Origin of the sequence: Dyadobacter sp. CY356 (assembly GCF_021440195.1) — a bacterium.
Lineage (GTDB): Bacteria > Bacteroidota > Bacteroidia > Cytophagales > Spirosomataceae > Dyadobacter.
The window spans coordinates 284,536-305,192 of sequence record NZ_JAJTSZ010000003.1; the positions used below are offsets into that span (position 1 = coordinate 284,536).

Genomic DNA, 20,657 nt, shown 5'->3' on the forward strand with positions numbered 1-20,657 from the left:
TTTGGAACTTTGATTTTAACCTGGCTAAATCAGCACAGAATTCTTGATTTATATTTCTCAATATAATTGACACATCTATGCCTACATTATTACAACTTGACACATTTAATTCTGATTCCGGTAACCTGACTGTTTTTGAAAAGGTTATGCCAGGTACAATCAAAAGGGTATTTTATATCTATGGAGCTTCTGAAATGAGCCGGGGTGGGCACCGGCACCATACTGCCTGGAATGCTTTGATTTGTCTTCATGGCAGTTGCCACATTTATAATAATGATGGAATTCTGGAAGAACATTATACCTTAAACAGCCCCACAACCTGCCTTATTTTAGAACCAAAAGATTGGCACGTAATGGATTCATTCTCAGAGGATGCCATTCTTTTAGTGTTGTCAAATGAATATTATGACCGGGCAGATTATATTGATGAGCCCTACTTAATGCATAAGCAGGAGCTGTCAGTATGATTCCTTTTCTGGATTTGAATGAGATTAATAAACCCTGTCTTGGAGCCATTGAAGAGGCTTCATTACGCGTTCTGCGCTCTGGATGGTATATTTTAGGTAAGGAGTTGCAGGCTTTTGAAAAGTCGTTTGCTGACTACTGTGATGCAGAATATTGTGTTGGTGTTGCAAATGGCCTTGATGCAATAGGTCTGATTTTGCGTGCTTATGATTTTCCGGAGGATAGTGAAATTATCGTCCCGGCCAATACGTATATAGCATCAGTGTTACCGGTTAGTTACTTAAATTTGATTCCCGTTTTGGTGGAGCCGGATCCTGTTACTATGTTGATTGATCCGGGCCAAATCGAGGCGCAGATCACCCCTCAAACCCGGGCAATTGTGTGCGTGGATCTTTATGGAAGGAGCTGTGAGATGGACGTTATCATGGATATTGCGAATAGAAATAATTTGAAAGTGGTAACGGATGCGGCGCAGGCTCACGGAGCATTTTACCAAAACAAAAAAGTGGGAAGTATAGCGCATGCCACGGCTTTCAGTTTTTACCCGACAAAAAATCTGGGTGCTCTTGGAGACGCCGGCGCGGTAACAACTTCGGATACCGAACTGGCAGAGAAAATACAATATCTGAGAAATTACGGGTCTAAGGAAAGATATAAAAACGATTATCAGGGAGTTAATAGTCGTTTGGATGAAATTCAGGCTGCTATTTTGAATGTTAAATTACCTTTTCTTGATAGCGATAATGCCAGACGCCGTGAAATAGCCAGACGTTATCTTGCTGAAATTAAACCAGAGAATCTTGTTTTACCTCCTGCGGACCGAATATATGAAGACGCATGGCATTTATTTGTGATAAGACATACCAATAGAGCGGCTCTGGTTCATCATCTTGATAAGGCTGGCGTGCAAACCAATGTGCATTATCCATTACCGGTTCACAAGCAAAAAGCTTATGCAGACCTGAATCATTTGGAATTACCGATTACCGAAAAAATTCATAATCAGGTTGTAAGCTTGCCATTAAATCCGGTTTTGACGGATCAGGAAGTTTCTCATATCATCAACGCAGTAAATTCGTTTGAAAATCCTCAATGAAACTATCCGTTATCATACCGGTTTACAACAGCGAAGCATCAATTGAATCGCTGGTTATTAAATTACAACACGAACTAAAAGATATTTCATTTGAAATTGTCATGATCAGTGATGGAAGTTCTGATGGTTCCAATAAAATTTGCACCCGGCTGTCGGCCCAATTCAGTAATGTAAGATTTATAGCCTTACGCCGGAACTATGGAGAATTCAATGCTGTCATGTGCGGATTGAACTGGGCCAAGGGAGAATTTTGTGTCATGGTGGATGACGATTTTCAAAATCCTCCGGATGAAATTATTAACCTTGTCAATGAAGCGGAAAAGGGAGATTATGATGTTGTTTACACCTATTATTCTAAAAAGGAACATGCCGTATATCGGAATCTTGGCAGTCGGCTGGTTAACTGGATCACCAGTTATTCATTGAATAAACCAAAGAATTTGTACTTGTCAAGCTTTAAATTAATTCGAAAGGAGGTAGTAGAGGAAATAATTAAATACAAAGGGCCGTATCCTTATATTGACGGGCTGATTTTCAGGATCACTAAAAACATAGGAACGGTACAGGTTCATCATCAAAAACGCGAGGAAGGCACTTCAAACTACACCTGGCGCAAGCTCATATCACTGTTTTTAAACATTTTATTCTGCTATTCCTCGCTCCCCATCCGCCTTTTTATGCCGATTGGCCTGGCTTTATTCGGACTTGGTTTTTTCTTTCTTCTGTTTTTATCGGGTCAATGGATTATTGGCCCGGATCCAAAAGGCTGGCAGGTGGTTACAGCGGCGGTCTTATTTATCGGCGGAATTCAGTGTACACTATTAAGCGTTTTGGGAGAATATATCGGTAAAAGTTTTATGGCGCAAAGTGGTCAGCCGCAGTATGTTATTAAATACAATAGCGAAAATATTCTATGATTGATAACCGGGCTGAATATCAGCGGATGTTCGAGGTTGAACAAAAACTTTGGTGGTACCAGGTTCTTCATGGAAGGGTTTTATACCAAATTAAGAAACGCTTTAAAAGCGATAAAAACATCAGGATTCTGGATGCGGCTTGTGGGACGGGCGGACTTCTTTCTTTTTTTGAAACTAATGGTTACCTTAATTTAACAGGATTTGACTATTCACAACATGCAATCGATTTTTCAAAAGAAAGAAATCTGGATGTAAGTTTTGGTGATTTGAAGAATGTTAATTCTTTTAAAGAAGGTGAGACTTTTGATGTCATATGTTGTAACGATGCGCTTTACTTTCTAAGTGATACAGAGATTATCAACGCATTAAAGTCGTTTAAGAAACGGCTGAACGCGAATGGTTTGATTTTAATCAATATTCATGCGCATGAAGCTTTTTCTGGAACGCACGATGTCGCAGTAGGAAGTTCAAGACGTTTTGTATTGAAAGATTTTGCTGCTTATACCAAGGCTGCGGATTTAAAAATTGACAATCATACATACTGGCCGTTTTTTCTTTCACTACCCATTTGGCTGGTCAGAAAATGGCAGCGGTATCAGATGCGTTCCGGGAAAATAAAAAAGGATGAGTTACATTCTGATGTTAGTTATCCCGGAGATTTTATCAACGGGATTCTGAAGACAATTACAGATATGGAAAGTGTCTTTCTGCCAACAGCGCCTTATGGAAGTTCTTTGTTTATGGTCTTAAAATAACATCTGATAGATCATTCGGCTGAACTTATCAAAGTATTATTTTTAAAGACTTTCCCAAAATATATCCCGAAAACCATTGCCAGACCGCTTGCCAGCAGACCATAGAGAATCGGCGGGTATTCTGTTTCCATCCACACACACAACATCCAGATTGTTAATCCTGCTATCATCGATAAAATGCAGCCCGGCTGGTTAGCCCGTTTCCAGTATATACCGGCGGTTAATGGTATGAAAAGCGAAACGAGGCTGAAAGCAGAAGACTCGGCTACAAGGTCAAAAATACTCTCACGTGTGGCCGCCATGAATATGCATATACAAGTAATGACTACGATCCCGGTTCGGATAGTAAGTAATAACTGTTTGTCCGTAATTTCAGGGCGAAAAAATTTGATCACGTTTTCTCCCAAAATAGCTGCGGGGGCCATAATGGCACTGCTCGTCGTACTTAAAATGGCTGAAACCAACGCGCCGAAGAAAAGGATTTGCAGAGGCAAACCGGTATGAAGTAAAACCATATTAGGGATAATCATCTGGCGATCGTTCCCTAATTCCGGATACAGATGATGTCCGCAAAGTCCGATAAACAAGGGGAGCAAAGCAACAGTCAGATACATAAATGATGATAGTAGCGTTGCTCTTACAGAAACCTTTGCAGATTTGGCGGACATTACTCTTTGAAAGACATCCTGCTGAGGAATTGATCCCAGCCCAATCGTAATCCAGGCGGCAAAATATTCGAGAGAATCCTTGAAAGTAAATTGTGGGTAAACCCTGAAAAAATCTTTTGGTGCGGCATTTAAAAGTGGCTCAAAACCACCAACTTTCAGGTATAAAACGATAGCGACGATCAGCAAACCACCAATGATCATAATGGTCTGTAAAAAGTCGGTGACGGAAATAGACCACATGCCTCCCCAGATGGTATATAAAATCACTACGAAAGAACTTAGTAAGATACATTCAGTTAGTGACCAGCCTAAAATAACTTTCAAAACAATGCCCATTGCGAGTAATTGTGCAGCGATCCAGCTGAAATAGGATGGGATGATCATTAATGCAGAAAGCAATTCTGCCGGTCGGCCGTATCGTATTTTAAAGAAATCGCAAAATGTGATGATATTCATTTTGTAAAATTTTCTGGCAAAGAACAGTCCCACCAGAAACAAACAAAGTGCCGCTCCAAACGGATCTTCAATGACACCTAACACGCCATGCTCGATAAATTCTGCCGGAGCGCCCATGATGGTTTCCGAACCAAACCAGGTTGCAAAAGTTACCGATGCCGCTAAAAAAAGAGGTAAACGCCTGCCTGCCAGTACGAAGTCTGCTGTGGTATTTACTCTGCGGGAAGCCCACAAGCCGATTCCAAGATTAAGTAATAAGTAAGCGATAATGGCAAATGCAAGCATATCAAAAGGTGTAGTAAGGAGGAAGGTGCAATTTTACAAACAAATTTGCAAATGCTCTATTTTGCCATAGTATATAAACAAAAAACAAAAAGGTTAGAGTATTTTATATGGCTTTATGCATCCTTTACTTATATCCAGAATTTTAATCAAATGATCAGACGAATTTTTTTTCTTGCATTATTTTGCAGTTTTTCCCTTTTTGCTCAATCACAGCAGCAGATTGTCAACAATCCTGAACGTGTAAAATGGTTTCAGGATCTGGGTTTTGGTATGTTCATTCACTGGAATGTTGACGTTTCATTAGGTGCCGTTATCAGTCATTCTCTTGCCGGAGCTTCTGATGAATATGTAGATCGATATATGAAAGAACTGCCCGCTTTTTTCAATCCAAAGAAATTTGATCCGGATGAATGGGCGACTTTGGCACGGCTGGCAGGTATGAAATATGTCGTTTTCACAACCAAACATCATTCCGGATTTTGCATGTTTGATACAAAGTCAACAACATTCAATGTCATGAATACGCCTTTCAAACGAGATGTAACCAAGGAAATTATCGAAGCATTTCGCAAGCAGGGAATTGCAATCGGAATTTACTTTTCTCCGGAAGATTTTCTGTTTTTTCATCAAAACAATATTCCATTGGGAAGACTTCAAAATGAGAAACAATTCCCGATGAATAATCCTAAGCTGATGGAATATGACAAACAGCAGGTGAAAGAGCTGCTGACAAATTATGGAAAAATTGATATCATGTTTTTTGACGGTCCGGGAGACGGACTTCGTGAATATGCATGGAGTATCAATCCCGATCTGGTTATTACGAGGGACGCTATGAACACGCCTGAACAAAATATTCCTGACAAGGCATCACCGCGTCCATGGGAAGCCTGTTATACGATGGGGACGGATTGGCAATATAAGCCTACAAACGATCCGCAAAAATCGGGAACCGAGATCATCAACATGTTAATAGAAATCCGGGCCAAGGGTGGAAATTTTCTTCTGAATGTTGGCCCGAAACCCAATGGTGAAATTCAGATTGAGCAGGAAAGTCTGCTAAGGGAAATTGCCCTCTGGAATTTTGCAAACCGCGAATCGATTTATGCAGTGAAACCATTACCCGTGATCCATGATAAAAATATCTGGTTCACACAGTCCAACGATGGTAAATATATTTATGCTTTTGTTACGCGAAGTTCTCCTGATGAGTGGAAATATGGTGAGCGAAAGGATTTTCTTTTACCAATGATCGAAGGAAATGCTAAAACCAAAGTCAGTATTCTGGGATATAAAAGTGAATTGGTAGAATACGTGAATAATTTCGATGCATCGGTGAAAGTTGCGGCAACGCCAATAGGCTTGGGAATAAGTGCGGTGAACGGACAGCGTTTTTACACCAATCGCAGATGGCCTAATGCCGTGGTAATGAAAATTGAGAATGCGAAATTTAAAGCACCGGTTGAAGTGAAAACATCTAAATCTGGAATTGACGGGGCGAAGTGATTTAAAAAACCGTAAAACAAAAGAAGCCGGAAATTGATTTCCCGGCTTCTTTTGTTGATAACTATCAATTAACGTGGACCATGTCCACGGTCGTTATGGCCATAACGGTTACCTCTCTGTCTGTTGTAACTGCGGTAGCTATGTCTGTCGTAGTTTCTTCTGGACCGGTAATTATTTCTATAAATTGGTCGTGGCGGTGGCGTAGGTCTTACTACCACAACAGGCCCCGGTGCTCTGTATCCATAACCGCCGCCATATCCGTATCCATTGTCATAGTATGGAGCGCGGGAATGATAAACGCAGGATGATACGCTCATAGCCGCGATAAGTATTCCTATATATAAACTGGCAATTCTGATCTTTTTCATGGTTCGTTTGTTTAATGTTGTCAAACTGTAACGATCATATAACAATAAATAATATGGAATAGTTACAATGCATCAGATACATGAAAAAAGTTATCAACAGTTGTTGACAACTAGAAAAGCCTTCTATTGGTCAAATCAGGCACTCATTAACATAATATCCACAAGTTATCCACATGTATGTTGTGGATAACTTGTGGATATCTTTTTTGTGAATATTTGTTAAGCTTCTACGTCGTAGATTAAAACCTTCTCCCAAAGATGTGCGTAATCTTCAACAAACTTTTTATGCAACGGGTGAACCTGATAGATATCATGTCCGGCTTCATCATCAAAAATTAAAATTTCAGCGAAATCATAACTTGCATCGATTACAGGTCTGCGGGTTGAAGCTGGCGTTCCGATATAAACCGACTTGATTGACTCGATCGCTTCCAACGATTTAATGCCTTCGTGCAGTGTTTTACGCGCTTCTTCGTTCTCTTTATCTTTAAGCCAAAAAAATACATTATGAACAAACATGAGAAAAAATTTATGGGTTGGTAAATAAATTAAGAATTCGTCTGTGTAATAAAGGATTCCTCGTGATCGGCGTGAGTCGTATTTTGATAAACTTTTTCAAGTTTGAATGTAAAGGTTGTGCCTTTATCCGGTTTTGACATCACAGCAATTTTGGTATCGTGCGCATTGATAATATGTTTCACGATCGCCAGACCCAGACCTGTGCCGCCGCGGTCTTTGGATCTGCTTTTATCCACACGATAAAATCTCTCAAATATACGGGTTAAGTGTTCCGGTGGTATACCCGGACCATTATCACGGACAGAAATTTCTACGAATTTTTTACCGCTATTAAAATGTACAATTACTTTTCCTCCTTCATTTCCATATTTAATTGCATTTTCAATCAGGTTTAACATGACCTGCTCAATCCTGTCAAGATCTGCTTTTACCCAGACTTCTGCAATGTCATCAGGTTTTACTTTGAGGACAATATTCCGGTCCTCTGCAATATTTTCTAATCGTCCGAAGATATTCAGACTGAGCTGGTGCATGTCCACGGGCGCTATATTCATCTTGATATCACCAGTTTCCATTTGAGAAAGAACGAGAAGATCTTTCACCAGTACGTCCAGACTGTCCAGATTTTTAGCAGCTTTTTTCAAAAAACGCTCACGGACATTTTCATCTTCCATAGCGCCATCTAAAAGTGTATGTATAAATCCCTGCGCAGCAAAAATGGGTGTTTTGAATTCGTGAGAAACATCCGCCAGAAATTCACGACGGAATAATTCAAGTTTTTTCAGTTCATCAATTTCCTTTTGTTTTTTAGAAACATAAACAAAAATTTCATCGTTAAGCGTTTTCAGAGGATTCAGTTCCTGTATCAGCTTTTTACGCGGAACCATATTAAAATCCTTCATTTTAAGCTTGTGAATTGTACGGTACATTTTGTTTACTTCCCTGAAAACAATAATATCAATCGTATAAAGAATCAGGAAAAAGGAAGTTATGAAGCAGGCCGTGGCGACTACAAAAAGCATACTTTTATTGACACCATCCACAAAGGCTAAAAAAGTTGAAGTGATGAGGGAAATGATAAAGGCCAGTATCAGGGCAATGAAGCGAGGACTCAGCGACATAAGTGAATTTAACGTTCAGTCTGCAAGTTGTTGCAGTAATGTTGTTCGAATAAAAAGATAAAGTTAACATTCTGAAAGGAATGAATCTCGATTTACCGGTAAGAACGTGGTTTAATAATATTTAGATAATATGCAATTTCAAAAATGGATTATTTATAGCTTAAAATTTTAAGCTTTTCGAGAAGGCTGGCGTATTTTGAGCCTTTTTAATTAAGCTGATCCATATAGATGAGCGTAAAAACCACGAATTGCAGAAAAGCAAATTCAATTAATTTGAAAGGTGTATTTTCAATTCCCGCCCAACATAAAATAAGTCCGGTATATAAAATTATGTAAGGAGTTATCTTGACGGTTATGGCCTTTTCTTTTTGTATTAATTTAAAAACCATATCAATTTCATCTTTATTCCTGGGAATAATAAAATGGATATTTTTTGCGATTTTAGAAAGTTGAAAATGATTGGTGAAAAGAAATAAGCAGAATATTATAATAATGGAGAGTCCGGTAGTTAGAAAATGGGAATTAATAAAAAAGATTAATACTGCACAGGTGCTGGCAATAGCAGGAATTATAAATATTCCTTTACCACGTTCTTGAATGGAATTTTTGATTTCTGCTAATTCATTTTCCATAATTCCGGAAGCTTAGTTGAATCTTATAGAAAGGTATAGATAATTTACTGATAATCAAATTTTTAACTTAATAACAAAAAACGGAGAAAAGCATTTGCTCTTCTCCGTTTTTTAATAAGAATCTTCTCCTTAAAATCCTCCACGGAATTTGTAAGTGCTTGATACTTTATCAATTGCAACGATATAAGCTGCTATCCGAAGTGAAACTTTATATTTTAACGAAACATCATAAACGTGATCGAATGCATCTTTCATGATCCGGTCTGTTCTGCGGTTTACGCGTTCCAATGTCCATTTGTATCCAATACGATTTTGCACCCATTCAAAATAAGAAACGGTAACGCCGCCTGCGTTGGCCAAAATATCCGGCACAACCATGATCCCTTTGTCGTTGATAATATCATCAGCCTTGAATGAAGTTGGTCCATTAGCACCTTCTACGATCATTTTGGCCTGAATACTTTCAACATTTCTGCGGGTGATCACATCTTCTTTGGCAGCAGGCACCAATAAATCTACGGGCAAAGAAAATATTTCATCTCCTGAAATTAATTCTGCGCCGGTAAATCCTTCCAGCGAGCCTTTGTTTGCATCGCGGTAAGCTATGGCCGCGGTAATGTCAATGCCTTTGTCATTATAATAAGCTCCGGAAATATCGCTGATTGCGTGAATACTGACACCTCTTTCGCGTAAAAGGGAGGCTGCATGTGAACCCACATTTCCAAAACCCTGCACAACTGCCGTAGCACGATAAGGATTGATACGCAACTTTTCCATACCCGCCAAAGCAGAAACCATAACACCACGTCCGGTGGCTTCTGTGCGACCCAGTGATCCACCTAAAACAAGTGGCTTTCCTGTAACAACAGCCTGAACCGTCATTCCTTTCGCTTTGGAATATTCATCCATCAACCAGGCCATTTCTCTTGGGCCGGTGCCCATGTCCGGTGCAGGAATATCCTGGTCAGGACCGAAAACATCCAACAGCGCCAGGGTATAACCACGCATTAAACGTTCCATTTCCCCGGCAGACATTTCGCGCGGATTACAAGCTACTCCACCTTTAGCACCACCGTATGGAATATCTACTACGGCACATTTCCAGGTCATCCAGGCAGCCAGTGCGCGCACTTCATCAATATTTACATCCGGGTCAAAACGAATCCCGCCTTTACTCGGGCCCAGGATTGTTGAATGAATAACCCGGTATCCTTCAAAAACTTTTATTTTGCCGGAATCCATTGTGACAGGAATTCCTACGGTAACCTGTTTGCGGGGAACTTTCAAAATATGATACATTTCTTCGGAAATGCCTAAAAGTTCTACTGCCTTGTCAAATCGCTGCATCATAGACTCCAACGGATTTTCCTTATCCTTAATCGGAGCCGGTTCTATATATGCCATTTTACTTTCTAATTAATAATCTGATAATAAGTATGTTAATGTATTCTTATTGTTTGATAATACAAACATACGTGATTTCAACATATTAAAGATGCAACCTGTTCAATCTTGAAATTGTATAAAAATTTTCTTTAAAAATATTATTTTATAGTTATTAACATTGTTGAAACAATGACCCTGCATAAATGTCTCTTTCCAAATTTTTACTATGATTTACCAGGAAACTGAGAATGAAAAAAAACAAAAAAAAGGAGCACAAATTTGTGCTCCTTTTCAATAAAGATTTTGATTCAGCGATCAGACTAAACCATTTCGATTTTAGCACCGAAACGTTTACGATCGTTTTCTTCAAGATATATTTTCCGCATACGCATGCTCTGCGGCGTAACTTCAAGATATTCGTCTTTCTGGATATATTCCATTGATTCCTCCAAAGAGAAATTAATTTTTGGAACGATACGAAGTCCGTCATCCGTACCAGAAGCACGCATGTTGGTCAGTTTCTTCGCTTCCTGCAAGTTTACAACGATATCATTTGGACGAGTATGTTCTCCGATTACCTGGCCAGTGTAAATTTCTTCACCTGGTTCAACAAAGAAACGACCGCGATCCTGCAATTTGTCAATTGTGTAACCTGTTGCTGCACCCGTGTTTTTAGAGATGATCGATCCACTGTTACGGCCTGGAATTGGTCCGCGGAATGGTTCGAAGCTTTTGAAACGGTGAGTCATTACAGCTTCTCCTTGTGTTGCAGTCAATACGTTAGAACGAAGACCGATCAAACCACGCGATGGAATTTCGAATTCCAAATGCTGCAAATCTCCTTTTGGTTCCATAATCAAAAGCTCACCTTTACGTTGAGTAGCCAATTCGATTACTTTACCGGCAGATGATTCAGGAACGTCAACTACCAATGTCTCAATTGGTTCAAGGCGCTGGCCATTATCGTCAGTTTTGAAAAGAACCTGAGGCTGTCCAACTTGTAGCTCATAACCTTCACGACGCATCGTTTCGATCAAAACTGACAAGTGAAGAATACCGCGACCAAATACAAGGAATTTATCTTCAGTATCTGTTGATTCTACACGAAGTGCAAGATTTTTCTCAGTTTCTTTCATCAAACGATCACGTAAGTGACGAGATGTTACAAACTTGCCTTCTTTACCGTAGAAAGGAGAGTTGTTGATTGTGAACAACATGTTCAACGTTGGTTCGTCAACTGAAATACGTGGAAGTGCTTCCGGGTTTTCAGCATCTGCCAAAGTATCACCGATTTCGAAATCTTCAATACCTGTAACAGCGCAAATATCACCAGCTTCAACTTCGGTTACTTTTACTCTTCCAAGCCCTTCAAAAACCTGAAGTTCTTTGATTTTTACTTTTTTGAAAACGCCGTCCGCTTTGCAAAGCGTCATTGCTGCGCCTTCTTTCAAAGTTCCACGCAAAACACGTCCAATTGCGATACGACCTACGAATGCATTGTAGTCAAGAGACGTAATTTGCATTTGCGGAGTACCTGGGTGGATAATGGCAGCAGGAATCTGATCAATAATAGTATCCAGCAAGAAAGTGATGTTGTCGGTAGGAGTTCTCCAGTCCGGGCCCATCCAGCCTTGTTTTGATGAACCGTAAACGGTTGTAAAGTCAAGTTGGTCTTCGGTTGCACCAAGGTTGAACATCAAATCGAAAACGTTTTCCTGAACTTCTTCAGGGCGGCAGTTTTCTTTATCAACTTTGTTAACAACAACGATAGGTTTCAAACCAAGCTGAATCGCTTTTGATAAAACGAAACGCGTTTGAGGCATAGGGCCTTCAAATGCATCCACGAGTAACAAAACACCGTCAGCCATTTTAAGTACACGCTCCACTTCACCACCAAAATCGGCGTGACCTGGTGTGTCAATAACATTGATTTTGTAGTCTTTATAACGTACCGAAACGTTTTTCGAAACGATAGTAATTCCTCGTTCGCGTTCAAGATCATTATTATCAAGAATCAGATCGCCGAATTCCTGGTTTTCACGAAAAAGCTTCGAAGCATGAATGATTTTGTCGACCAATGTTGTTTTGCCGTGGTCAACGTGCGCAATGATTGCGATGTTACGAATGGATTGCATTGTTTTATGAGTCAATTGTTTACGGTTAACAGCAGGCACAGTAATAGGTGCCCCCCGGCTCACCGCTATGCTGTGTTCTTGCTGAACTTTCTGAAATAAGGTGCAAAGATACGTAGTTTTTTGGCTGAATAACAGTAATTTACAATTATTTTATTGTTACCAATTCAAAAACGCCATTTAGGCTAAGAGAAGTGCAAAAAGTGTTGAAAAATATTAGATGGATGCAATTGGCTGTTTTTATGAAAAACCTTCATCTTCACAACAATTAAAATGATTAAACTTGTTCACTTAATACATTTTTATCTCAGGCCCCTCCCATGTTTTTGCTTCTGGATTTATATCTTCATACAAAACGGACCTTCTTGCCAACTCATCAATTTTACATTTAAACTCTGATGGTAATGGCTCTCCCTTTAATGGAATAAAACCAATTTTTATATCTGCATGAGCAGGGTTTTTTCTTTTTGGAGTGCTGATTATGTTTGCCATAGCACTTTTGATCTGCTTTGCACTAATAGTAGCAATACCAAAATATCTTCTTTTGTCCTGAGGCTTTTGATTTTGAAAGCCGTGATTTTTACAAAACTCAATATTTGAATGATTTAAGCGAATAACCGACACTTCGTCCAAACCAGCGGGTGATTTGAAAGCATTCGGAAGAACATATTTTTTGTTGTCTTTAGAGAACCGAACATTGATCGGAGAAAAAATGATTCTTACAATTGTCTCATTATTGTCAATTGAATTTGGTACTTCCGTCATCAGCGACTTAAATTGGATTGAACACGTTTTGCAAAGTCGTCAATTTCTAATTCTCCAAATTTATTATTATCAAAGAATGCGGGTTCACTTGATTCTAGTTTCACATAATAAGAAAAGGACGTGTTGCCAACTTCAAGAGATATAATCTCGTTTGACCCATTTTCCCAATCGATCGATATTGTCCCATGTGGGTTTGGATAAAGCGCAGAGATTCCTGACAGTGCTGAATTCGAAAGTCGGTTCGTAATTGAAATTGCGTTTGCTGCACTTTCCACTTCAAGAGGTAATGCACCGAATCCGTCCCAATCGTGGTTTAGGCTGGCAAATGAAACAATTTCTTTAATTACTTGACTGCGTTCAAGATTAGTGTCTGTGATATAACTTTTCATAGTAACATTAAATAATGTGCTATTGGTGAATAGGCAATCCTCTTAGTTATAATCAAATTTAATTTACAGAACAAGATAAATAAAATTCATAAGCATAACAAGAATTTGGCTTTCGCCGTTGACTTTATTTCCTTTGTACGAATTCTATTTCTTTTCTAATTCCTAATATGAATAAAAACCTACTCGCAGGAATGTTCCTGACGCTCACGACTTTGAGCTATGCGCAGGATGATGCGACAAAATATGCAGAAAGCATAACACCTCAGGATCTAAAAAAACACCTTGTTATTATTGCATCCGATAGTCTGGAAGGTCGTGATACAGGCTCTCCCGGACAGAAAAAAGCGGCGGAATATGTTTCTAAATATTTTCAGTCCTATGGTTTACAGCCTATTGCTGATAATGGTGACGGAGCAAAATCTTACCTTCAAAAATACAAACTTTACAAACGCAGCTATGGCGATGTTTTTGTAAAAATAGATGGTAAAAAATATACTTTTAATAAGGATTTTTATCTTAACGGTCTGATTAGCATTCCGGAAGAAACTGAAACGCCTGTTGTTTTTGCCGGATATGGAATTGAAGAAGGTACGTATAATGATTATGCAAATCTTGATGTGACCGGTAAGTCAGTTATTCTTTTTGAGGGAGAGCCTAAATCGGAAGATGGGAAATTTCTTCTAAATAATACTACTGAAAAAACGAAGTGGAGCGGACCGCTTTCATGGCAGCAAAAAGTGAAAGTAGCTTTGGCAAAAGGTGCGAAATATGTGTTTATTATTACGGATAAAAGTGGAGAGGATCTGGATAAAGAAATTCGTCAGCGCGCTGTAATGGCCAGAAGATTCAGTTCGCCGACTTTGAAACCTGTTCAAGAGTCTCCCAACGGCATGGCGTCTTTTGTTATTATGCCTGAAATGGCTGCTTCTTTGCTGAAAACATCGTCTCAAAAACTCAGCAAAATAAAGTCAGATCTGGATAAAGGAAGCAAATCCACTGCAAAACCTTTGACAGGTAAGGCATCTTTCAAAGCAGAACGTATAACGGAAATTGTTAATACCGAAAATGTAGCCGGATTTATGGAAGGCACGGATAAAAAGGATGAGGTTTTGGTGATTTCTGCTCATTTGGATCATATCGGGATTTCGGCTAATGGAGAAATCAATAACGGGGCTGATGATGATGGTTCTGGAACTGTATCCATAGTAGAAATTGCAGAAGCATTCAGCAAAGCAAAAGCGGACGGAAAGGGACCAAGAAGAAGTATTTTGTTTTTAAATGTTACAGGTGAAGAAAAAGGACTTTTTGGTTCGGAGTATTATTCAGAAAATCCATTATTGCCCTTAGCAAATACGATTGCTGATTTGAATATTGACATGATTGGCCGTGTGGATGAGGCCCACAAAAATGATCCAAAATATGTATATGTGATCGGTGCTGATAAATTATCATCGGAACTTCATGCGATCAGCGAAGAGGCGAATAAAAAATATGTTAACTACAAACTGGATTATACTTTCAATGATGCAAAAGATCCAAACCGGTTTTATTACCGCTCAGATCATTACAATTTTGCCAAGAAAAATATCCCTGTGATTTTCTATTTTACAGGCGTTCATGAAGATTACCACCGTCCGGGCGATGACGTTGAAAAAATCATGTTCGACAAACAGGCTCCGATTGTCAAACTGGTATTTTACACGGCCTGGGAACTGGCTAATCGGGAAGAGCGAATTAAAGTTGATAGTCACAAGGAATAAGTTTTGGAAAATTAAAAGGGAAGAGACGCAAGGAATAACCAAAACTTTGCGTCTCTTTGTTTTGCTCGAAATAGTAAATTAATTGTTTATCAAATGAAGATCAGATCGTTAATTATTGGCTTGTTTTTCTGGGCTGGAATTGTCTCAGCTCAAAATACACCTAAGGAAAATTCACTTCTTTGGGAAATTTCCGGCAAGGGGCTTTCAAAGCCTTCTTACCTTTTTGGCACGATACATCTGATTTGTCCGACCGATTTTTCACTAAGTGATTCGTTGAAAAATGCCATTTCAAAAACCCAGCAGTTGGCGCTGGAAATTGATATGGATGATCCGGCATTAATGGGCACTATGACAAAAACAATGTTTATGGCTGATGGTAAAACTTTGCAGGGAATTCTTACTGAAAACCAATATGCGCAGTTGAGTCAATTTTATAAGGATTCATTAGGAATGAGTATCACCTCATTTGGAAGAGCCAAACCCTTTATGCTCATGGGGCCGATGTTTAATAAAATACTTGGATGTGAGCCGCAATCATACGAAATTTCATTAATGAGCCTGGCAGCAAAACAAAAATCAGAAGTGATTGGTCTTGAAACCATTGAAGAGCAAATGGCTATTTTTGATACCATACCATACAATCGTCAGGCAGAAATGCTTCTTTCAATGATTGATAAATTACCAGAAACAAAATCCGAATTCCATGACATGGTCGAGTTGTACAAAAAGCAGGATTTGCAAAGTTTATATAACCTGACTTTGAAAAGTGAATTTGGTATGGATGGGCAGGATGAGGTTATGCTTTTTCAACGTAATCAAAAATGGATTAAACGAATTGATAAAGTAGTACATGAAAAACCTACTTTCATTGCTGTTGGCGCAGCACATTTGGGTGGAGAAAAAGGCGTTATTGCTTTGTTGAGAAAAGATGGGTTTAGGGTTAGGGCTGTTGGGAAATAAAATCAAAGAAATTAATTATGAAGACTATAGCTAACAAAGGAAAAAGTAATATCAGCAGAAAGTTACCTGATATTTCTAATGATTCATTTTTCTTGCAAAAGAAGCAAAATGCCATTGAGTTTTTGAAACAACATCCTATCCCGGAAAATTTGCTCAAAAAGCAGAAAGCAGATTAGTGGTTTTCAGGATTATTAGTGTCAAAAAGCAGAAATCCACCTCATTATCCATTCGGGATTAAAGAACAACAAAACGACTGCGGCCAGAAAGATACCTGCAATAATCTTTCCAGTAGCACCATTATTTGAAACCGAATTTTCCGGATTCGAATTTTTGAAAAATAACAAATAGGGCAATCTCAAATAATAAGCAAGCGCGACTGCTGCATTCAAAATTCCTCCGATCATAAGCCAAAGCATCCATGGAAATCCCTGGTCGTGGTAGCTGTCCCAAAGTGCAGAGAATATCAGCCATTTTGCTGTAAAACCTACTGTTGGAGGTAATCCGGCTAGTGCGATCATAACCACTGTCAAAACACCTGAAATCCACATATTTTTTTTGCCCAAACCTTCGAAGGCGGATAACTCCGTTATAGCTTTAGGTTGTAATAAATCAATCAAAAAGAATGCAGCCATATTCACAATAAGATATGATGCTGTATAGAAAACAGCCGTCTCAAATCCGAAGCGGCTGTAAGATGCAACGCCTACCAGTAAATATCCGGCTTGGGCAATCGAAGAATATGCCAATAATCTTCTGGCGTTGGTCTGCCATAAAGCAGCTACATTTCCGATTGTTATACTGATCAAAGCAATGCCACCGAGGATTGGAAAATACTGCGCCGGTAATACGGAAGCCAAACGCATTAAAACCAAAATGACTGCCGCTTTTGGTGCAACAGAAAGAAATGAAACCAGTGGAGTAGGAGCCGCTTCGTACACGTCCGGCGTCCAGACATGAAATGGGACGAGTGATAATTTGAAGAGCAAACCTGCCAGCGTCATAACAATCGAAACGGTAATAACCAGATTCGAATTGTTCATTAATCCTGCTGTCAATGCTTCACTTGTAATATCCATGGTTCCAGTAAGTCCATAAATCAGTGAAATTCCATAAAGCATGACAGCTGAACTTGCTGCACCAAAAAGCAAATATTTCAACCCGCCTTCGGCAGCTTTTTTATAGGGAGAAATGGCTACAAGTAAATAACTACTGATAGAAATAACTTCAAGCGACAAATAAATCGTCAGCAGATGTGTGGACATTGTGAGCAGATTTAGTCCGATCACAGTGGCAATCAGCAGGGCATTAAATTCGGGTGGAAAATCATATTTTAGAATCCGGACGTGGATAAGTGAGAAAATCCAGGTCAGGATAATCATCACTTTGAAGAAAACTGCCTGATGGTCCAGAAATAATAGTGGATGAAACCGGAATGAAGGTTTGTCATTCCATTGTCCTAAAACCAGGATTAGTGCTACTAAACTTCCGGCAAGAGCCAGATTTTGAAGCCAGAAAGACGCCCTCTTTTTTTCGAATTGTTTAAATAAAACTAATTCGGAAAAAAGAAAAAAACAGAAAAACACGGCCAGGAAAATCTCAGGAGTGATTCCTCCCAGGCTTTGGCGTATATGGATGAGTTGTTCGTTTAAGTTCAAAAGCGCGGGTACAATTTTTTTGGCAAAAGTACATAAAGATGGTAGGGAATCTAAGCGATTGAAAGGAATAAACCAATTTGTTTATCAACTTTAACCATACACCAGAATAACAGACCATGGAATAAGTCAAATTTACAGTATAAACTAAATCATAATATGAAAAAAGTTAACCCGATTTTATTCATTGCCGCTTTATTATTTACAATGAATGTGCAGGCCCAGGATTCGACAGGACTTACGGGCACTCCGTTGAAAGAAGTGCAATACACGAGTGATAATTCACCATACCTGACCCAGGAGTGGTATAGAGGTTTGGTCAGGGATAAATCGGGAAAACCTTACGACGGTGTTTTGCTCAATTATAACATGGCCAAAGACGAAATTGTCTATAAAAATGATTCAAGCGCTTATGTGCTCGGACCGGAGATCATGGAGTTCAATATACCAACGGGTACTGCCCTGTATACTTTTAAAAGAGGATTTCCTGGCGCAGCCGGATTGACTGATAAAAGTTTTTACCAGGTTTTGTACGATGGGAATACTAAACTTTTAAAACATTTTAAAAAATCCGGAAGCAACGCGGCGGAAGAAAGTCTTTATATCCTGAAAGGAGATAAATTGAATCCGATTCAGTTAAAAGACAGGAACAGTTTTTTGAAAGTGCTTTCGGATGAAAAAAATAAAATGCAATATGTTATTAAAGAAGAAAATCTGGACTTTGATGGTGCAGATGATGTAGCCAAACTTCTTGCTGAATATGACGCTTACAAGGCGGGAAGAGGAGGGAATTAGAATCTAAAAAATAGCTTTTAGTATAAAAAACCTGAATAGAGACGAAGCTCTGTTCAGGTTTTTTATATTTTATTCAAATCTTATTGAGCGGCGTCCTCGATTTTCTTTTTCTTTTTGGTGAAAACATAAACAACACCAAAATGACTTTTCAGAACACCACTGTCAAATTTATCTTTAACATATGGGTTTAATTCCAGTGCCAGTTGAATATTCCGGTTTTGGGGTAAAGGTTTAATGCGGACACCAACATTCAGCGAATATCCGTCAATCGTTACGAGATCTGCATTTGCATCAGCGATACGATACAAAGGGTTTAACCTCACACCGCCGCCAATATACCATTGTGTAACTTCCCCTCTCTTAAAATTGATCATCGGAAGAATATCAACACTCAGACTGCTGAACAATGAATTCGTTTGAAAACGGCTATCTACCCAAAATATCTTCCTCGGATTGGTACTTATCGTTAACAAATTGCTCCATGGATAATAACCAACCGAACCCTGCGCCATCAATCCTTCACAGCCGCAAACTAAAAAAAACACAATCAGGATCAGAAGTCGCTTCATGGATAAATTTGATGTTGAAAATTAAAATGCCTTACAGATTTAAATGATTAACGGCGTAGTGCTTTGCTCATTTTTCCGGCTGCCTGCATCGTATTCATTTTCTTCATCATCTTACGCATTTCATCAAATTGCTTCAAAAGATTATTTACCTGTAAAATTGAAGTCCCGCTACCTGTTGCAATACGTTTTTTACGGCTTCCGTCAATCATATCCGGATTTTCGCGCTCTTTTTTCGTCATCGACTGGATAATGGCTTCAATTGGTTTGAAAGATTCATTATCAATATTCACATCTTTCATGGCCGTTCCCATTCCTGGAATCATACCGATCAGATCTTTCACATTACCCATTTTCTTAATTTGCTGAAGCTGGCCCAAAAAGTCGTCAAAATCAAATTTGTTCTGACGCATTTTGGCGTTGATGCGTTTTGCTTCATCTTCGTCAAATGCCTGCTGTGCACGTTCAACCAAAGAAATAACGTCACCCATTCCAAGAATCCTGCTCGCCATACGATCAGGATAGAAGGAATCAAGGGCTTCCATTTTTTCCCCGGTACTGATGTATTTTATCGGTTTGTCAACAATCTGGCGAATGGAAAGCGCAGCTCCACCACGTGCATCACCATCTAATTTGGTCAATACAACCCCATCAAAATTCAGACGTTCGTTGAAAGTTTTGGCAGTATTAACAGCATCCTGACCCGTCATGGAATCCACAACGAAAAGAATTTCAGAAGGTTTTACGGCTGACTTGATATCTTCCACTTCCTGCATCATCACCTCATCCACTGCCAAACGACCGGCAGTATCGACGATGACAATTTTCTTGCCTATTTTCCTGGCATGCGCAATGGCATTGGTAGCAATTTGAACCGCGCTTTTATTATCGGGCTCAGAATAAACTTCAACACCAACCTGCTCGCCAAGCACTTTCAACTGATCAATCGCAGCAGGACGGTACACGTCGCAAGCTACCAGAAGCACCTGTCTTCCTTGTTTTTTTAATAAAGCAGAAAGCTTTCCGGAGAAAGTCGTTTTACCAGAACCTTGCAGACCGGCAATCAGTATAACAGCAGGATCGCCCTTGATGTTAATGCCTTCCGCCTGTCCGCCCATTAATTCAGTTAATTCTTCCTGAACAATTTTGACGAACATCTGACCCGGTTCTACGGAAATCAATATTTTCCGGTCAAGAGCTTTCTCCCGGATCCGGTCTGTAATGTCTTTTGCAATCTTAAAGTTTACGTCGGCATCAACCAACGCTTTACGAACCTCTTTTGTAGTAGCGGCAACGTTTATATCAGAAATGCGATCCTTCCCTTTTAAAGTACGAAAGGCATTGTTTAGCTTATCCTGTAAGTTTTCAAACATAAATGGGTATGGATGAGATCGGAACTTGAATTGAAATAATTCACAAAGGTATAAATAAAAAGAGGAGTACAGGAAAGTTCATTCCCGTACT

The 20,657-nt window shown here is 39.3% G+C and carries 21 protein-coding genes; 9 read left to right on the forward strand and 12 right to left on the reverse strand.

All coding sequences use genetic code 11. The features are described 5' to 3' along the window. Positions 1-77: 77 nt before the first annotated feature. The 4 genes from LXL81_RS13015 to LXL81_RS13030 are packed head-to-tail and all read left to right on the forward strand — an operon-like array spanning position 78 to position 3,233. Complete coding sequence (locus tag LXL81_RS13015) at positions 78-467, forward strand: FdtA/QdtA family cupin domain-containing protein (RefSeq protein ID WP_234647223.1); 390 nt, start codon at positions 78-80, stop codon at positions 465-467. Then, a complete protein-coding gene (locus tag LXL81_RS13020; protein WP_234647224.1) occupies positions 464-1,561 on the forward strand; it encodes a DegT/DnrJ/EryC1/StrS aminotransferase family protein in 1,098 nt (365 codons plus the stop codon). Before LXL81_RS13015 ends, LXL81_RS13020 begins: the two co-directional genes overlap by 4 nt. Then, positions 1,558-2,478 carry a glycosyltransferase family 2 protein gene (locus tag LXL81_RS13025; protein WP_234647225.1) on the forward strand — a complete coding sequence of 307 codons (921 nt, stop codon included), beginning with the start codon at positions 1,558-1,560 and terminating at the stop codon, positions 2,476-2,478. Before LXL81_RS13020 ends, LXL81_RS13025 begins: the two co-directional genes overlap by 4 nt. Then, positions 2,475-3,233: a bifunctional 2-polyprenyl-6-hydroxyphenol methylase/3-demethylubiquinol 3-O-methyltransferase UbiG gene (locus LXL81_RS13030; RefSeq protein ID WP_234647226.1), complete on the forward strand. Its 759-nt coding sequence runs from the start codon at positions 2,475-2,477 to the stop codon at positions 3,231-3,233. The genes LXL81_RS13025 and LXL81_RS13030 overlap by 4 nt, the downstream gene beginning before the upstream one ends. Before the next feature lie 11 nt (positions 3,234-3,244). On the opposite strand, the gene LXL81_RS13035 is transcribed toward LXL81_RS13030, so the two are convergent. Next, a complete protein-coding gene (locus tag LXL81_RS13035; RefSeq protein WP_234647227.1) occupies positions 3,245-4,642 on the reverse strand; it encodes a sodium:solute symporter family protein in 1,398 nt (465 codons plus the stop codon). Positions 4,643-4,792: 150 nt separating this feature from the next. Here LXL81_RS13035 and LXL81_RS13040 point away from each other — a divergent pair, with 150 nt between their 5' ends. Then, positions 4,793-6,148: an alpha-L-fucosidase gene (locus LXL81_RS13040; protein ID WP_234647228.1), complete on the forward strand. Its 1,356-nt coding sequence runs from the start codon at positions 4,793-4,795 to the stop codon at positions 6,146-6,148. Between the two features lie 68 nt (positions 6,149-6,216). On the opposite strand, the gene LXL81_RS13045 is transcribed toward LXL81_RS13040, so the two are convergent. The 8 genes from LXL81_RS13045 to LXL81_RS13080 form a co-directional block, all read right to left on the reverse strand. Beyond that, positions 6,217-6,516, reverse strand: coding sequence for a hypothetical protein (locus tag LXL81_RS13045; RefSeq protein ID WP_234647229.1), 300 nt, complete (start codon positions 6,514-6,516; stop codon positions 6,217-6,219). A 219-nt stretch (positions 6,517-6,735) separates the two neighbouring features. Continuing rightward, positions 6,736-7,035: a Dabb family protein gene (locus LXL81_RS13050; RefSeq protein WP_234647230.1), complete on the reverse strand. Its 300-nt coding sequence runs from the start codon at positions 7,033-7,035 to the stop codon at positions 6,736-6,738. A 29-nt stretch (positions 7,036-7,064) separates the two neighbouring features. Further along, a complete protein-coding gene (locus LXL81_RS13055; protein ID WP_234647231.1) occupies positions 7,065-8,156 on the reverse strand; it encodes a cell wall metabolism sensor histidine kinase WalK in 1,092 nt (363 codons plus the stop codon). 206 nt (positions 8,157-8,362) lie between these two features. Next, positions 8,363-8,788: a hypothetical protein gene (locus LXL81_RS13060; RefSeq protein ID WP_234647232.1), complete on the reverse strand. Its 426-nt coding sequence runs from the start codon at positions 8,786-8,788 to the stop codon at positions 8,363-8,365. 129 nt (positions 8,789-8,917) lie between these two features. After that, the gene (locus tag LXL81_RS13065) at positions 8,918-10,192 is read right to left on the reverse strand and encodes a Glu/Leu/Phe/Val dehydrogenase (RefSeq protein WP_234647233.1); all 1,275 of its coding nucleotides are present in this window, start codon (positions 10,190-10,192) and stop codon (positions 8,918-8,920) included. A 302-nt stretch (positions 10,193-10,494) separates the two neighbouring features. Next, the gene (gene typA / locus LXL81_RS13070) at positions 10,495-12,309 is read right to left on the reverse strand and encodes a translational GTPase TypA (protein WP_234647234.1); all 1,815 of its coding nucleotides are present in this window, start codon (positions 12,307-12,309) and stop codon (positions 10,495-10,497) included. A gap of 288 nt (positions 12,310-12,597) precedes the next feature. Further along, on the reverse strand, positions 12,598-13,071 hold the full coding sequence (locus LXL81_RS13075) for a hypothetical protein (protein WP_234647235.1): 474 nt from the start codon (positions 13,069-13,071) through the stop codon (positions 12,598-12,600). Continuing rightward, positions 13,071-13,460, reverse strand: coding sequence for a hypothetical protein (locus LXL81_RS13080; RefSeq protein WP_234647236.1), 390 nt, complete (start codon positions 13,458-13,460; stop codon positions 13,071-13,073). The genes LXL81_RS13075 and LXL81_RS13080 overlap by 1 nt, the downstream gene beginning before the upstream one ends. Positions 13,461-13,627: 167 nt before the next feature. Between LXL81_RS13080 and LXL81_RS13085 the strand changes: the two genes are divergently transcribed. The 3 genes from LXL81_RS13085 to LXL81_RS13095 all read left to right on the forward strand — a co-directional run bounded on the left by LXL81_RS13085 (position 13,628) and on the right by LXL81_RS13095 (position 16,356). Further along, positions 13,628-15,220, forward strand: a complete 1,593-nt coding sequence (locus LXL81_RS13085) for a M28 family peptidase (RefSeq protein ID WP_234647237.1) — start codon at positions 13,628-13,630, stop codon at positions 15,218-15,220. Positions 15,221-15,313: 93 nt separating this feature from the next. Beyond that, positions 15,314-16,180 (forward strand): TraB/GumN family protein, encoded by an 867-nt coding sequence (locus LXL81_RS13090; protein WP_234647238.1) that lies wholly within the window; start codon positions 15,314-15,316, stop codon positions 16,178-16,180. 17 nt (positions 16,181-16,197) lie between these two features. Continuing rightward, positions 16,198-16,356, forward strand: a complete 159-nt coding sequence (locus LXL81_RS13095; protein ID WP_234647239.1) for a hypothetical protein — start codon at positions 16,198-16,200, stop codon at positions 16,354-16,356. A 21-nt stretch (positions 16,357-16,377) separates the two neighbouring features. On the opposite strand, the gene LXL81_RS13100 is transcribed toward LXL81_RS13095, so the two are convergent. Continuing rightward, complete coding sequence (locus LXL81_RS13100; protein ID WP_234647240.1) at positions 16,378-17,835, reverse strand: NADH-quinone oxidoreductase subunit N; 1,458 nt, start codon at positions 17,833-17,835, stop codon at positions 16,378-16,380. A 156-nt stretch (positions 17,836-17,991) separates the two neighbouring features. On the opposite strand from LXL81_RS13100, the gene LXL81_RS13105 reads away from it, so the two are divergent. After that, positions 17,992-18,627, forward strand: a complete 636-nt coding sequence (locus tag LXL81_RS13105; RefSeq protein ID WP_234647241.1) for a hypothetical protein — start codon at positions 17,992-17,994, stop codon at positions 18,625-18,627. Between the two features lie 80 nt (positions 18,628-18,707). Here the strand turns inward: LXL81_RS13105 and LXL81_RS13110 are convergent, their stop codons facing one another. Together LXL81_RS13110 and ffh are read right to left on the reverse strand one after the other, a co-directional pair. Further along, the gene (locus LXL81_RS13110) at positions 18,708-19,196 is read right to left on the reverse strand and encodes a hypothetical protein (protein ID WP_234647242.1); all 489 of its coding nucleotides are present in this window, start codon (positions 19,194-19,196) and stop codon (positions 18,708-18,710) included. Between the two features lie 47 nt (positions 19,197-19,243). Next, positions 19,244-20,566, reverse strand: a complete 1,323-nt coding sequence (ffh, locus tag LXL81_RS13115; RefSeq protein ID WP_234647243.1) for a signal recognition particle protein — start codon at positions 20,564-20,566, stop codon at positions 19,244-19,246. Between the last annotated feature and the right edge of the window lie 91 nt (positions 20,567-20,657).